The following is a 14,396-nucleotide window of genomic DNA, read 5'->3' on the forward strand; positions in this document are numbered from 1 at the left end:
CGCGCCGGGGACCGTGCTCAGACCTCCGCGAGACGGGCCCGCAGCCAGTCCGGGATGTGCTCGTCGTGGCGGGGGAAGCGGTCGAGGTCCTGACGGAACGCGGCGGCGGTGAGGGCCGGGTGGAAGTCGGGTTCGCCGTCGTAGTCGAACTCGGCGCTGAACCGGCCGGAGCGTTCCACCTCCAGCAGCGCCGTGAACCACGCGCCCTTGCCGCGCCGGTACATGACGCGGCGCAGCTCGTCCAGCTTGCCGACCGCCTGGCCGGGCGGCATCGCGGTGCGGCGCCCGCCGTGCGCGTCCAGGATCTCGAACAGCACGCTGTCGATCCCGACCGTGGCGCGGAACTCCACGCTGAGCCGCTCCCACCCGAACGGGGCGGCGGCGCGGAGCGCGCGGACGACCGCGTTGACGGTCTCGCGCTCCTTGGCCGAACGCAGGACCTGATCCGCGTGGGTCACCCTCGCATACCTTCCGACGTTCCGGATGCGTCCGAACACCGACCGTAGCGGCAGGCGCCGTCCCGCTCCGGGACGTCCGCCGTGTCGCGTCCGACACGGCGCGGTCATCCCCGGCGAAACGCGCACAACGCGCGTCCACCGGCGTCGGCGGCACCGGTCCGGATAAAGTCGCAGGATGGTGGACTTCGGGGCGCCCCGCTACGGACGCGTGCCGGCACGGGTTCTGCTCACCGGCGGCCCCGACGGCTGGCACTGCGAGATCATCGACGAGAAGGACGGCCGCGACCGCCGCACGCTGTCCCGCACCGGCGCCGTCTGGCGCGACGGGACCGCCCCCGCCTGGTGGGGACCGCGGCTCGCCGAGACCGCCGCGACGCTGCGCGAGAGCGCCGCCCGGCTCCTCACCGACCGCGCCTTCACCGAACTGGGCGCCGAGGCCGACGTGACCTGGTTCGTCGTGGACGAGCCCGTCGCGTGGGAGGGGCTCGTCACGCTGCGCGACCCCGACCCGGCCCGGTTCCCCGGCCGCGTCCCGCCCTTCGTCGTCGCCCTCGAACCCGGCCGCGGCGCGGTCCTGCCCGACGCCGACCTGCTCTTCTCCACCAGCGCCGCCGACGCGTTCGACACGCTCACCGCCGTCGCCGGGCGGCTGGCGTCGCCCGTCCCGGCGCCGTCGTTCATCTGCGGGTACAGCGCGCACCGCGCCATCCGCGTCGGGCGGGGCTCGCTGTCGGTCGCCGCCGTCCGCGAACCCGGCGGCGCCGAGCGCGTCAGCACCGTCTTCGGCTCCCGGCCCGGCGGCTGGGGCGGCAACCCCGAGCTGCGGTTCCGCTACGACGGCATCGACCTGCTCGACGAGCCCGCCGCCGACGTCGTCACGCTGCTGCGCGACCTCGGGCACCGCACCCTCGACCGGCACGGGCAGACCGTCCTGCCCGATCTCGGCCTCAGCCTCGCGCCGCCGCCCGGCGGCGGGCACCGCTTCGAGCACGTCGCCCTGGAGTTCCCGCACGGCCGCACCGACCCGCGCCGGCTCCGCTGACGCCGTAAACTGCCGCGTACTCCGCCGCCCCCTGGAAGGACACTCGCCATGGCCTACGGGCCTCCCCCGTCGCCCGGTCCCGCCTGGCAGCAGCCCCCGCACCAGCCGCCGCGTCCGGCCGCGCCACCGCCCGGCCCGATCACCGTCGACGACCGCAACTGGGCGCTCATGGCCTACATCGGCCAGTTCGTCCTGGCGGGCATCGCGCCCGCCATCGTCTACTTGGGCAAGGCGCGGCACCCGTTCGTGCGGCGGCACGCCGCGCAGGCGCTCAACATGGGCATCGCGTCGGCCGCCGTGTGGACGTTCGCGCTGCTGGTCTCGCTCGTCTTCGACCAGATCCTCGTGCTGCCGATGATCTTCACCGGCGCCACGTTCTTCGCGCTCGTCTGGGCCGGACGCTCCGCCAACCGCGGCGAGTTCCGCGAGGTGCCGATCGTGCTGGCCTGGCCGCTGGTCAAGTGAGAGGGGCCGGGCGCCGTGCCCGGCCCGTCTACTTCTTGGTCTTCTCCGCCGGCTCGGTGGTGGAGAGCGCGGCGACGAACGCCTCCTGCGGGACGTCGACGCGGCCGATCGTCTTCATCCGCTTCTTGCCCTCCTTCTGCTTCTCCAGCAGCTTGCGCTTGCGGGAGATGTCGCCGCCGTAGCACTTGGCGAGGACGTCCTTGCGGATCGCGCGGATGTTCTCGCGGGCGATGATCCGGGCGCCGACCGCCGCCTGGATCGGGACCTCGTACTGCTGCCGGGGGATCAGCTCCTTGAGCTTAGCCGTCATCATCAGGCCGTACTCGCGGGCCTTCTCCTTGTGGACGATCTGGCTGAACGCGTCCACCGACTCGCCCTGCAACAGGATGTCGACCTTGACCAGGTCGGACTCCTGCTCGCCGCTGGGCTCGTAGTCGAGCGAGGCGTAGCCGCGCGTCCGGCTCTTGAGCTGGTCGAAGAAGTCGAAGATGATCTCGCCGAGCGGCAGCGTGTAGCGGATCTCGACGCGGTCCTCGGAGAGGTAGTCCATGCCGAGCAGCACGCCGCGGCGGCCCTGGCACAGCTCCATGATCGCGCCGATGTGGTCGCTCGGGGACAGCAGCGTCGCCTTCACGACCGGCTCGTACACCTGGGCGACCTTGCCCTCGGGGAACTCGCTCGGGTTCGTGACCGTGTGCTCGGTGCCGTCCTCCATGACGACCCGGTACACCACGTTCGGCGCCGTGGAGATCAGCGTCAGGCCGAACTCGCGCTCCAGCCGCTCGCGGACGATCTCCATGTGCAGCAGGCCGAGGAAGCCGCAGCGGAAACCGAAGCCGAGCGCCGCCGACGTCTCCGGCTCGTACACCAGGGCCGCGTCGTTGAGGCGCAGCTTGTCGAGCGCGTCGCGCAGGTCGGGGTACTGGTCGCCGTCCATCGGGTACAGGCCCGAGAACACCATGGGCTTCGGGTCCTGGTAGCCGCCGAGCGGCTCGGCCGCCGCGCCCGACGACGTCGTCACCGTGTCGCCGACGCGGGCCTGGCGGACGTCCTTCACGCCGGTGATCAGGTAGCCGACCTCACCGACGCCGAGCCCCGAGACCGGCTTGGGCTCCGGCGAGATGACGCCGACCTCCAGCGTCTCGTGCGCGGCGCCGGTGGACATCATCAGGCTCTTCTCGCGGCGCGACAGGTGGCCGTCGATGATCCGGACGTAGGTGACGACGCCCCGGTAGGTGTCGTAGACCGAGTCGAAGATGAGCGCGCGGGCCGGGGCGTCCGGGTCGCCCTGGGGGGCCGGGACCGTCTGCACGATGCGGTCGAGCAGTTCGGTGACGCCCTCGCCCGTCTTGCCCGAGACGCGCAGGACGTCGCCCGGGTCGCAGCCGATGATGCCGGCCAGCTCCTCGGCGTACTTCTCCGGCTGCGCGGCCGGCAGGTCGATCTTGTTCAGCACCGGGATGAGGTGCAGGTCGGCCTCGATCGCCAGGTACAGGTTCGCCAGCGTCTGCGCCTCGATGCCCTGCGCCGCGTCCACCAGCAGGACCGCGCCCTCGCACGCCGCCAGCGACCGCGACACCTCGTAGGAGAAGTCGACGTGGCCGGGGGTGTCGATCAGGTTGAGCACGTAGCCGGTGCCGCCGGACGTCCACGGCAGGCGGACCGCCTGGCTCTTGATCGTGATCCCGCGCTCGCGCTCGATGTCCATCCGGTCGAGGTACTGCGCGCGCATCTGACGGTCCTCGACGACCCCGGTGAGTTGCAGCATCCGGTCGGCGAGCGTCGACTTGCCGTGGTCGATGTGCGCGATGATGCAGAAGTTGCGGATGATCGCGGGGTCGGTCTGGTTCGGCTGGGGCGCCGGCATCGGGGTCCGTTCGCAAACTCGCTGATGGGCAGGGTGGAGCGACGGCGGAGTACGCCGTGTCCCATAGTCCCATGTCCTCCGGGATGCTCCGTGCAGCCCCTCCACGCGCCAGGATTCGCGGGGGCGCGCCGTCGTTGGTAAGCTCGCAACCTGCGTGTGGCGTAGCGTCGTGCCCTGGGGCACCGTCCGCCCCCGTTCACCCCTTCGTCAGAGCCTGTCCCGCTGCCTGCGGCAGGCCCGGATCGCAACCAAGCTGAGGCACTACGACGTGGCTAACATCAAGTCCCAGATCAAGCGGAACAAGCAGAACGAGAAGGCCCGGCTGCGCAACAAGGCCGTCAAGTCCGAGCTGAAGTCGGCCATCCGCAAGTTCCGCGAGGCTGCGGACGCGGGCAACGCCGACCAGGCCGTCGAGGCGCAGCGCGCCGCGGCCCGCAAGCTCGACAAGGCCGCCAGCAAGGGCGTCATCCACAAGAACCAGGCCGCGAACCGCAAGTCGGCGATCGCCAAGCGCGCCGCCGAGCTGGCCAAGTAAGGCCCACGCGACGTCCGGCGAAGCCGCGGCCCCTGATGCGGGTGCCGCGGCTTCGCCGTTCGCGTTCCCTGCCATGGACGACGTGCGGGTCTCCAAGTACCTGTCGCGGCTGCTGCGGCACCGCCCGGACGGGCTGACCATCGACGCCGCCGGATGGGCGCCGGTGGACGAGGTGCTGGCCGTCGCGCGGCGCGACGGCGTCCCGCTGACGCTCGACCGGCTGCGCCGGCTCGTCGCCGCCGACGCCAAGGGCCGGTACGCGTTCGACGCGTCCGGCCTGCTCGTCCGGGCGAACCAGGGGCACTCGATCCCGGTTCGGCTCGATCATCCCGTCGCCGCGCCGCCGCCCGTGCTGTACCACGGCACGACGACGCGGCACCTGCCCGCGATCCGCCGCGACGGGCTGCTCCCGGGGCGGCGGCACGCCGTCCACCTCTCCCCCGACGCCGCGACCGCCACCGCCGTCGGCCGCCGCCACGGCCCGCCCGTCGTCCTGGAGATCGACGCCGCCGCGATGCACGCCGACGGCCACGTCTTCCACCACACCCCGAACGGCGTCTGGCTCACCGCATCGGTCCTTCCGCGCTACCTGCACTGACGACGGCACGAACCGGCACCGCCGTCCCGGTCCAGCCGGACGCAGGGCTGCGAGCCGGACAGACAGACGCCACCCGCTGTAAGGCGGGAAGGGCTTACACCGCACACCCCAACGGCGCCCGGCTCACCACGGCACAGATCAGCACGGCCGCCCCGGCCCACTCACCCCGCCGACCGGCGACACGACAGACCACCACCGGACAAGAAGACGCCACCCGATACACATCAACGGGCGCGTCCTCCAGGCCACGCCGAACGGCGCCTGACCCAGCGCGTCGACTCCATCCCACTACCTGCGCTGACGATGGCACAGGCCAGCACCGCCGTCCCGGACCACTCGCCCACGCCCGAACGCCGCCGACAGACCGCCACCGACGGGCATGTCCTCCACCCCACGCCGGACGGCGCCCGGCTCAGCGCGTCGGTTCCGCCCCGCTACCTACTGACGGTGGCGCGGATCAGGGCGGCCGTCCGAGGCCAGTCGGCCGCGTCCTGGACGCCGGGCGGGGGCGCGGCGGGCTGCGGGCCGAACAGGAAGCGGTGCGGGACGACGCCCTCCAGCGCCCGGTGGACGTCCGGCCGGTCGTCGATCATGTGGGTGATGCCCAGTTCGCGGCAGTGTCCGGCCTTGTCGGCGCGGCGGCGGCAGAACCGGACGTTCTCCCGGGGCAGGCCCGTGCGGGCGTAGAAGTCGTGATGGTCGAGCCAGGCGAGGGTGCGGAGGCGGATGCGCTCGCCGCACTTGGAGATGATCCACGCGCGTCCGCCGAAGAGGTCGACCAGGCCCGGCACCGCCTCCCACATGCCCGGTGTCGCCTGGGACGCGAGCGCCTGCGCGTCGTCGCCGCCGAGGAAGACGGTGTCCTGGTCGCCGGGGGCGAGGGCGCCGCCGTGCACGACGCGTCCGAAGTCGATGCCGAGCCGGGTGATGTGCTGTTCGTGAGCGTTCATGCCGTTCAGCGTCCCGCCCGCCGGACGGCGGGAGAACTATGGATCGGTGCGGGAACTATAGGTTCAAGCTATGGATCTCTCGCGGGTCTCCACGGACGCGCTCGCCGCCTTCGCGGTGTTCGCCGAGCATCGGAACTTCACCCGGGCGGCGGAGGAGCTGCGGATCTCGCAGCCGTCGCTGCACGCGAAGATCCGCAAGCTGGGCGTCTCGCTGGGGCGTCCGCTGTACGTGCGGCGGGGGCGGCGGCTCGACCTGACGCCCGAGGGCGAGGCGGTGGCACGGTTCGCGCGCGAGCTGGACGCCCGGGTGGGCGCGTTCCTCACCGAGATGCGCGGCGCGGCGCCGACGCGGGCGCCCGTCCTGGCGGCGGGCGAGGGCGCGTACCTCTACCTGCTGGGCCCGGCGGTGCGGGCGCTTCCCGGGCTGCGGCTGATCAACGGCGACCGGGCCCGCGCGCTCGGCGCGGTCCGCACGGGCCGCGCGGACGTCGGCGTCGCCGTCCTGGACGTGCTCCCGGCGGACCTGGAGACCGTCCTGCTGGCCCGCTACCCGCAGGTGCTGGCGATGCCCGACGACCACCCGCTGACCGCACGCGCGACCCTCACCCTGCGCGACCTGACGTCGGCGCACCTGGTCATGCCGCCGCCGCACGGCCCGCACCGCGTCGCGCTGGAACGGGCCCTGCACGCGGCGTCCGTCCGCTGGACCACGGCCGTCGAGGCCCACGGCTGGCCCCTCATCCTGCACTTCGTAGCCCTCGGCGTCGGCCTGGCCGTCGTCAACGGCTGCGCCTCCCCGCCCCCAGGCGTCACCACACGCCCCCTGACCGACCTCCCACCCGTCCCCTACCACGCCTTCCACCTCCCCACCCGCACCAACACCCCCGCCACCACCACCCTCCTCACCACAATCACCACCCACCTCCCCTGAACCACAACCCCACCAACCAGCCCAACACTCACCCGGCAACCCGCACACCATCCGCCCCCCAGACAGAGAACAAACCGAACATCAGAACCACGAACATCCCCACCCCACACGCGCCATCAGCCCACGGAGCCGCGACACACAGAACGTCGCCAAACAAGTGACAACGACCCAACACACGTCAACGCGCAACGCCAGCACACAACAAGCGACACACCAGCACGACGACACACGACACGAGGCACGTCAGCACATCGGCGCGCAGCACGTCGGCGCGACACGTCGGCACGAGGAGGCCGCTCCCCGCCGCGTCAGCGCGCGGCGGCAGCGCGCGGGCAAGCGGCACGCTGACGCGGCGGGGAGCGGCACGTCGGTGCGGCGGCACGCGACACGTGGCGCATCGACACGAGGTGGCGTCGACGCGTGGCGCGTGGCAAGCGGCACGGCGGCGCCTGGCGCGTCAGCGCATGGGGCGTCGCGGGTGGGTCGGCGTCGCGGGTGGTCGGCGCGGGTGGGGTGGCGCGGGTGGGGCCTCGGCGGGTGGATCGGCGGGGCGTGGGGCGTTGGTAGGTGGGTGGGGTGGTTGGGTTAGCGGAGGGAGCGGGCGGTGACGATGCGGGTGATGGTCTTTTCCAGGGCGTAGGCGGGGTCGGCGGCGGCGCCCTTGACGGCGGCGTCGGCCTCGGTGACGGCGGACATGGCCTGGGCGACGCCCTCGCCGGACCAGCCGCGGAGCTGCCGCTGGACGCGTTCGATCTTCCAGGGGGGCATGCCGAGGTCCTTGGCGAGCCCGGCGGCGCGGGCGCCGCGGGGAGCGCCGCCGACCTTGGCGAGGCCGCGGAGGCCCTGCGCGAGCGCGCTCACCAGCAGGACCGGCGCGACGCCGGTGGCCAGGGCCCAGCGGAGCTGTTCGAGGGCGCCGCCCAGGTCGCCCTCGATCGCCTTGTCGGCGACGGCGAAGCCGCTGACTTCGGCGCGTCCCCGGTAGTAGCGGGCGACGGCGACGTCGTCGACCTTGCCGCCGGTGTCGGCGACGAGCTGGCTGCACGCGCCCGCCAGCTCCCGCAGGTCGTTGCCGACGGCCTCCAGCAGGTTGCGCGCACCGTCGGCCGAGATCTTGCCCCCGGCCCGGCGGATCTCCGCGCGGATGAAGTCGACCCGCTCCCCCGTCTTGGTGACCTTGGGGCACGTGACCTTCCGGGCCCCCGCCTTGACGAGCCCGTCCACGAGCGCCTTGCCCTTGGCGCCCCCGTGGTGCACGGCGATGAGCACGACCTCTTCGGCGGGCGCCTTGGCATACCCGAGCACCTCGGCCGTCAGGTCCTTCCCGAGGTCCTGTGCCGCCCGCAGCACGAGCACCTTGCTCTCCCCGAACAGCGAAGGCGACGTCAACTCCCCGATTCGCCCCGGCTCCAGCCCGCCGGGCGCCAGATCGAGCACCTCGGTCTCCGGGTCCGCGGCCCGCACCGCCGCCACGACCTCCCCCACGGCCCGGTCGACCAGCAGTTCCTCGTCCCCGGCGATCACATGCAGTGCTTCAGACGCCACCCCCCAAGCATGCCACCCCACGACCACCCCTCACCCGCCTCCGCCCCGGTCGCCCCCTCATGCCACGACCCGACCGACGCCGCACCCGTGCCCGCCACCCACGGCCGAGCACACCCCCACGACGGCACTGCGAAACGGACGAGAGTCCGCGCGGCCCCGTCCCCCGCCCATGAATGCAGCGGCGGACGACGACGCTATGGGACGGGCCGACCGAACCGAACCGAACCGGGCCAAGCCGCACCGGACACCGAGCCGAGCCGGGCCAGGCCAGGCCAGGCCAGGCCGGGCCGGGCCAGGCCGAGCCAGGCCGGGCCAGGCCGGGCCAGGCCGGGCCAGGCCGGGCCAGGCCGGGCCAGGCCGAGCCGGGCCAGGCCGGGCCAGGCCGAGCCGGGCCGGGCCAGGCCGAGCCAGGCCGAGCCGGGCCAGGCCGAGCCGGGCCAGGCCGAGCCGGGGTAGGCCCGGCATGGTCCTCCGGCACATGGGTTCGCTCATCCGCGACAACGTGCGGGACGGACCGTGGTCCACGCGGCGCGGTCCCCGGGCCTATGGGTCAACGGCCCGCGACGACGGTGCGGGGCGGGACGGGCGGTGCTCTACGCTGCGGCGTCCTCCGGCCATGGGTTCAACGGTCCGCGACGGCGTCGTGGGCCGGGTTGTGGTGTGCGCGGTGGGGTTCTCTGGCTCATGGGTTCAGCGGCGGGTGACGACTACGAGGCCGGGACGGGCGGGGACGATGGCGAGGTCGCCCTGCTGGTCGGTGCGGTGGACGCGCATGTGCAGTGAACGCAGGAGGGTCAGGGTGGTGGGGGCCGGGTGGCCGTAGTCGTTGTCCCGGCCCGCTGAGACGAGGGCCAGGGGTGCGCGGGTGGCGGCGAGGAACGGGGCGTGCTGTGTCTTCGAGCCATGGTGCGGAACCTTCAAGACATCGACGGGTGGGACGTGGGGTGTCAGGGCGCGTTGGGCGTCGTCCTCCAGGTCGCCGGTGAGCAGGGCGGAGAAGCGTGGGTGACGAGCCAGCAGGACGATGCTCGCGTCGTTGATCGTGGTGCCGTCGGTGGCGACGGTGAGCGGTGGGCCGTCGATGCGTGGGGCGAGCACCGTCAGGGTGAGGGCGCCGATGCGCCACGTCTGGCCGGGGTGGCTGCCGTGCCGGATCAGGCCGCCGGTGTCGCGGCCGTCCCGGGCACCGCTCCGCGGTGTCGTCAGGACGGTGTGCACGCTCCGTCCGGAACGGACGCCGCGTACGCCGCCGGTGTGGTCGGCGTGCGGATGGGTGAGGACTAGCAGCGGGACCGTCCGCACATTCAGGCGACGCAGGCAGCCGTCGACGGGGTGCGGGTCCGGGCCGGTGTCGACGACGACCGCCTGGCCCGCGACGCCCGTCGCCAGGACGAGCGCGTCCCCCTGCCCCACGTCGCACGCGACCAGCAGCCAGCCCGGCGGCGGCCAGCCGGGTGACACGGCCCGCAGCAGGAGCACCGCGACCGCGACGCCCGCCAGGGTGGCGGACGCGAGCACCAGCAGCGCGCGGTGGCGCAGGATCAGCACCGCCGCGACACACGCCGCGAGCGCCGCGGCGGCTCCCGGAAGGCCCGCCGGCCACGGCAGCGTCGCGTACGGCAGGGCGGCCGTCGTCCGGGCGACCCCGGCGATCCAGCCGACCGCCAGGCCCGCCGGCCACGCGATCACCTGCGCGACGGGCAGCGCCACGAGCGCCGTGACCGCTGCGATCGCGCCGAGGATCGTCGCCGGCGCGACGGCCGGTGCGGCGAGCAGGTTGGCGACGATCGCCAGCACGCCCAGTTCGCCCGACAGTGTGACGAGCAGCGGCGCCACCGCGAGCTGCGCGGCGGCGGCCACGGCCACGGCGTCGGCCAGCGGCGCGGGCAGCCGACGCCGCAGCCTCTCCCGCCACGGCGGCGCGAGGACCAGCAGCCCGGCGGTCGCGAGCACCGACAGCGCGAACCCGTAGGAGCGCGCGAGCGCGGGATCGAGCAGGACGAGGACGACGACCGCCGCGCAGAGGGCCGGGACGCCTTGCCGCTGGCGTCCGCTCAGGAGCGCGAGCAGCCCGATCAACCCCATGACGGTCGCGCGAAGGACGCTCGGCTCCGGCCGGACCACGACCACGAAGACCAGGACCGCGCCCACCGCGACGAGCGTCGCCGTGCGGCGGCGCGCGCCGAGGAAGCCGCACACGCCGAGGACGGCTCCGATGACGATCGCGAGGTTGGCGCCCGACACCACCAGCAGATGTGTCAGCCCGGCCGTGCGGAACGCCTCGGTGAGCGACCGGTCCAGCCCCGAGGTGTCGCCCACGACCAGCCCCGGCAGCACCGCCCGCTGGTCGCCGGGCAGGTGGGCGACCGCCGCTCGCAGCCGCGCCCGCACGTGCTCGGCCGCCCGCTGCACCCGGGACGGCTCCCCGATCGCGACCGGCGGCCCCCGCACCACGATCACCGCCGCCAGCAACTCACCTCCGCGCGGAGGCACGAACTTCCCCGTCACGCGCACCCGGGTACTCGGCACCAGGGTTCGCCACCGCTCGTCATAGGCGACCAGCAGCACCGGCACCCGAACCCGAACCCGCCCCATGTCCCCGCTCGGCCCGAACACCTCGGCCCGCGCCCGGACGATCACCGTCTGCCGCGCTCCCCGGTGCGTCACCAGCGGATCGCCGGTCACGACCACCTCGGCCGTTCCCCGCCTCTCCCCGGCCGCCGCCGCCCGCACCGGCCCGCTCCCCACCGCCGCGACCCGCACGCCGACCGCGGCCGCCGATCCCGCGACGCACATCAATGCCACCCCCACCGCCACGCGTCCCCGTGCCACGACCACCAACGCCCCCACCGCGCACGCCAACGCGACCGCGCCCCCGACCACCGGCCGCACGCCCACCACGACGACGGCCGTCCCCCACACCGCGACCGCCGGGACCACCAACCGCACATCCACCGGCCCCCGACCCGCCACCGTCCCGGCATCCACCACACCCCCCACAAGCTTCATCCGGCTCCCCATCCCTCCAGCCACCGTTCCGCCCCACCAACGCGACCCCACCGACCGCGCACCTCACGACCCGCCGCCCCGAACCGCATCCCTCCTGACCGCGTGCCTCCACACCGCGCGTCTGTGACCCGACGCGGCCACGCCGGGCCTCTCCTTGCCGGGGGCCTTCAGACTGGGTGCCTCCCAGCCGGGCGCCTCCCAGCAGGCGCCCCTGACCGGACGCTTGGTGGCGAAGCGCCTTCAGACCGGGCGCCTCCAAGCCGGGCGCCTCCAAGCCGGGCGCCTCCTGGCTCAGCGCCTTCGGGCCGCGCATCTCCACACCGCGCGCCGCCGGACCGGGCCTCTCCCGGCCCGGCGTCTTCAGACCAGGCGCCTTCCAACCGGGCGCATCCAGTCCACGCGCCTCCGCACCGGGCACCTCCAGACCAGGCGCCTTCAGCCCGCGCGCCTCCACACCGCGCGCCGCGACGCCGCGCACCTCCGCGCAACGCGCCGCCGGACCGCGCGCCGCCGGACCGGCCCCTCCTGGCCCGGCGCCTTCCAACTGGGCGCATCCAGACCCGGCGCCTTCACATCGCGCCTGTGACCCGGCGTCTCCTGACGCGGTGCCTGCTGGCCATGCGGCTCTGCTCTTCCGTGGGGCGTAGGAGCATCGACGGGTCGCGTGTTCGGGCTGGTGGGAGGGCCTTTCGTCGGCGGAGCGCGTGCGGGTCGGTGAGAAGGCGCCTTTCGGTGGGCCGCGTGTCTGTGGGTCGTTCGGGCTCGGCTTCGGGTGGGGCTTGTGGGTGTGCGGGTTCACGAGTTGGTGCCCTGTTGGGGTGGTGTTGTGGTGGGGTCGGCACGGACTAGGGGTTTCAGGTCGGTGAAGCGGCGGGGGCCGATGCCGGAGACGTCCTGGAGTTGGTCGATGGAGCGGAAGGGGCCCTGGCGGGTGCGGTGGTCGATGATGCGCTGGGCCAGGACGGGGCCTACGCCGGGCAGGGTCTGCAGGGATTCGAGGGTGGCGGTGTTGAGGTCGATCAGGGCGCCGTTCCCCGGTGGGGCGCCGGTTGCCCCGGGGTCGGCCGGTGGTGAGGTCGGTGACGGTGGGGCTCCTTTGACGCCGATCGGGATCTGTTCGCCGTCCACCAGGCGGCGGGCGAGGTTGAGGGAGCCGGTCGTGGTGCCGGGGCGGGTGCCGCCCGCCGCTTTCAGGGCGTCGACCACGCGGGAGCCGGACGGGAGTTCCACGACACCCGGGCGCCGCACCTTGCCCAGCATGTGGACGAGGACTACCGACGCCGCCGACGGTTCCGGTGACGGCGGCGGGGCCTGCGCGGACACGGGTGAGACGTGTGCCGTGGGCGCCACGGGCTCCGGGGCGGCTTCGGCGCGCGGCCACGAGAGCCACAGGTAGGCGACGGCGACGACGGTCGCCACGACTGCGGCGAGCAGGATGACCCGGGCGCCCTTGGCGGACATGCGCGGCATGTCCGGGCCGCCGCGCAGCTTCGAGGAAGGCGGGGCACCGGCGGTCTTGAGCGGTTCGTTGAATCTCATGGATAGGACGCTAGGCACATCGCAACCCCACCGAGGGGCACGTCGAAACCTGTGGACAACGCCCCGCCGGAGCCCCGCGGGCCGATTCCCCATCCGTATAAGGGCTACAGCCCGTCAGCCACGCCCCGACGACCCGAGCGCGACCGCACGAAGCCTTCGGCTCTGCCTGTGGATAACTCTCTCGCCGGGTTCGACGGCAGCCTGAAGAAGAGGCCCGCAACCTGTCTGGGGACCCCCTTGATTCATTCTTCCGCGTCGAGGGCGGCACGCGTTGGTGATGCCGCGGCCTGTGGATAACGCGTCAGCGCGACCGTTTCTCCCCCGCCACGAACCCCAACGATTCAAGCCTCATGAGGGCACCGCCCGCGCCCGGCCACCGCCGACAGGGTCAGAGCTGGGGCGCCACGACGACGCCGAGCATGCCCGGGCCCACATGGGCGCCGATGACGGGGCCGACCTCACCGACGTAGATGTCCTCGATGTGCGGGATTCGGGACCTCAGCCGGGCGGACAGCGCCTCGGCGCGGGAGGCGGCGGCGAGGTGCTGGATGCCCAGGTCGACGGGGCGGTCGCCCGCTTCGGCGACGACGAGCTCTTCCAGCCGGGTGAGGGCGCGGTTGGCGGTGCGGACCTTCTCCAGCGGGGTGATGCGCCCGGCGGAGATGCCCAGCAGCGGCTTCATCATGAGCGCCGAGCCCAGGAGGGATTGGGCGGCGCCGATGCGGCCTCCGCGCCGCAGGTGTTCGAGGGTGTCGACGTAGAAGAGCGAGCGGGACGCGGTGGCGCGGGCGTCGGCGGCCGCCGCGACCGCCTCGGCGGGTTCGCCGCGCAGGGCCGCCGCCGCGGCCGTCAGGGCGGCGAGGCCGAGCCCCAGGCCGATCGTGCCCGAGTCGACGACGTGGACGGGCACCAGCGCCGACTCGGCGGCGAGCCGCGCCGCTTCGACCGTGCCCGACATCTCCGCCGACAGGTGCACCGACACGATCGCCGAAACGCCGGAGTCACCCGCTTCCGCGTAGACGTCCGCGAACCGTGAGGGCGCGGGACGCGAGGTCGTGACGGGACGCCACTCCTTGAGCGCCTGCGCCGCCTCGGCGACCGTGATGTCGTTCTCGTCCCGCACGGTGCCGCCGACGGCGATCTGGAGCGGCACGATGATCAGCCCGTGCCGCTCGGCCAGCTCGGCGGGCAGATAGGCCGTGGAGTCGGTGACGACGGCGACGTCCGCACTTGCCATGCGCCGAGCGTACCCCCGGCGGACACCGCACCGATCGCGACGAGACGCATGTCCCACCCGAGCACGCGCGATGCGCTAAGCCCTGCCCTCCTCGCACCGAGAATGACGCCACAGCGACACACACCGACCCCGATCGGCGCGCGACTCACGCCCACACGGACGAGCCGCGGCCACGAACGACCACGCGAGAACCCTGCCGAACAGGGGCCGCACCCCTTGA

General features: G+C 73.6%; 12 protein-coding genes. 5 read left to right on the forward strand and 7 right to left on the reverse strand.

Annotation, left to right across the window (positions count from 1 at the left end):
• Positions 1-17 precede the first annotated feature (17 nt).
• Positions 18-458, reverse strand: a complete 441-nt coding sequence (locus tag C229_RS0110660) for an antitoxin YezG family protein (RefSeq protein WP_018655059.1) — start codon at positions 456-458, stop codon at positions 18-20.
• A 175-nt stretch (positions 459-633) separates the two neighbouring features.
• On the opposite strand from C229_RS0110660, the gene C229_RS0110665 reads away from it, so the two are divergent.
• Together C229_RS0110665 and C229_RS0110670 are read left to right on the forward strand one after the other, a co-directional pair.
• The gene (locus C229_RS0110665; RefSeq protein WP_018655060.1) at positions 634-1,500 is read left to right on the forward strand and encodes a hypothetical protein; all 867 of its coding nucleotides are present in this window, start codon (positions 634-636) and stop codon (positions 1,498-1,500) included.
• A gap of 48 nt (positions 1,501-1,548) precedes the next feature.
• Entirely contained in the window at positions 1,549-1,965 is a 417-nt protein-coding gene (locus tag C229_RS0110670; RefSeq protein ID WP_018655061.1) for a magnetosome magnetite crystal formation protein family, read from the forward strand.
• A gap of 28 nt (positions 1,966-1,993) precedes the next feature.
• Here C229_RS0110670 and lepA read toward each other — a convergent pair whose 3' ends face one another.
• Positions 1,994-3,832, reverse strand: a complete 1,839-nt coding sequence (lepA, locus tag C229_RS0110675) for a translation elongation factor 4 (protein ID WP_018655062.1) — start codon at positions 3,830-3,832, stop codon at positions 1,994-1,996.
• 268 nt (positions 3,833-4,100) lie between these two features.
• Between lepA and rpsT the strand changes: the two genes are divergently transcribed.
• Both rpsT and C229_RS0110685 read left to right on the forward strand, forming a co-directional pair.
• Complete coding sequence (rpsT, locus tag C229_RS0110680; RefSeq protein ID WP_018655063.1) at positions 4,101-4,367, forward strand: 30S ribosomal protein S20; 267 nt, start codon at positions 4,101-4,103, stop codon at positions 4,365-4,367.
• A gap of 73 nt (positions 4,368-4,440) precedes the next feature.
• Positions 4,441-4,965, forward strand: a complete 525-nt coding sequence (locus C229_RS0110685; protein WP_018655064.1) for an RNA 2'-phosphotransferase — start codon at positions 4,441-4,443, stop codon at positions 4,963-4,965.
• A gap of 434 nt (positions 4,966-5,399) precedes the next feature.
• Here C229_RS0110685 and C229_RS0110690 read toward each other — a convergent pair whose 3' ends face one another.
• Positions 5,400-5,915: a hypothetical protein gene (locus C229_RS0110690; RefSeq protein WP_018655065.1), complete on the reverse strand. Its 516-nt coding sequence runs from the start codon at positions 5,913-5,915 to the stop codon at positions 5,400-5,402.
• Between the two features lie 70 nt (positions 5,916-5,985).
• Here C229_RS0110690 and C229_RS30195 point away from each other — a divergent pair, with 70 nt between their 5' ends.
• Positions 5,986-6,846, forward strand: coding sequence for a LysR family transcriptional regulator (locus tag C229_RS30195; RefSeq protein ID WP_018655066.1), 861 nt, complete (start codon positions 5,986-5,988; stop codon positions 6,844-6,846).
• Positions 6,847-7,431: 585 nt separating this feature from the next.
• Here the strand turns inward: C229_RS30195 and holA are convergent.
• The 4 genes from holA to C229_RS0110715 form a co-directional block, all read right to left on the reverse strand.
• Entirely contained in the window at positions 7,432-8,391 is a 960-nt protein-coding gene (gene holA / locus C229_RS0110700; protein WP_026313658.1) for a DNA polymerase III subunit delta, read from the reverse strand.
• 690 nt (positions 8,392-9,081) lie between these two features.
• Positions 9,082-11,187: a ComEC/Rec2 family competence protein gene (locus tag C229_RS0110705; RefSeq protein ID WP_240487204.1), complete on the reverse strand. Its 2,106-nt coding sequence runs from the start codon at positions 11,185-11,187 to the stop codon at positions 9,082-9,084.
• Between the two features lie 1,008 nt (positions 11,188-12,195).
• Positions 12,196-12,939, reverse strand: a complete 744-nt coding sequence (locus C229_RS30200) for a ComEA family DNA-binding protein (RefSeq protein ID WP_018655069.1) — start codon at positions 12,937-12,939, stop codon at positions 12,196-12,198.
• 388 nt (positions 12,940-13,327) lie between these two features.
• Positions 13,328-14,176 carry a DegV family protein gene (locus C229_RS0110715; protein WP_018655070.1) on the reverse strand — a complete coding sequence of 283 codons (849 nt, stop codon included), beginning with the start codon at positions 14,174-14,176 and terminating at the stop codon, positions 13,328-13,330.
• Positions 14,177-14,396 lie beyond the last annotated feature (220 nt).

The sequence above is a fragment of the Actinomadura flavalba DSM 45200 genome (assembly GCF_000374305.1).
In the GTDB taxonomy this organism is placed as follows: Bacteria; Actinomycetota; Actinomycetes; order Streptosporangiales; family Streptosporangiaceae; genus Spirillospora; species Spirillospora flavalba.

What these genes read in the sequence shown, in the direction of transcription:
- C229_RS0110665 (WP_018655060.1), top strand. Translation starts at nt 634, where the DNA reads ATGGTGGACTTCGGGGCGCCCCGCTACGGACGCGTGCCGGCACGGGTT.
- C229_RS0110670 (WP_018655061.1), top strand. Translation starts at nt 1,549, where the DNA reads ATGGCCTACGGGCCTCCCCCGTCGCCCGGTCCCGCCTGGCAGCAGCCC.
- lepA (WP_018655062.1), bottom strand. Translation starts at nt 3,832, where the DNA reads ATGCCGGCGCCCCAGCCGAACCAGACCGACCCCGCGATCATCCGCAAC.
- C229_RS0110685 (WP_018655064.1), top strand. Translation starts at nt 4,441, where the DNA reads ATGGACGACGTGCGGGTCTCCAAGTACCTGTCGCGGCTGCTGCGGCAC.
- C229_RS0110690 (WP_018655065.1), bottom strand. Translation starts at nt 5,915, where the DNA reads ATGAACGCTCACGAACAGCACATCACCCGGCTCGGCATCGACTTCGGA.
- C229_RS30195 (WP_018655066.1), top strand. Translation starts at nt 5,986, where the DNA reads ATGGATCTCTCGCGGGTCTCCACGGACGCGCTCGCCGCCTTCGCGGTG.
- C229_RS0110705 (WP_240487204.1), bottom strand. Translation starts at nt 11,187, where the DNA reads ATGTGCGTCGCGGGATCGGCGGCCGCGGTCGGCGTGCGGGTCGCGGCG.
- C229_RS30200 (WP_018655069.1), bottom strand. Translation starts at nt 12,939, where the DNA reads ATGAGATTCAACGAACCGCTCAAGACCGCCGGTGCCCCGCCTTCCTCG.
- C229_RS0110715 (WP_018655070.1), bottom strand. Translation starts at nt 14,176, where the DNA reads ATGGCAAGTGCGGACGTCGCCGTCGTCACCGACTCCACGGCCTATCTG.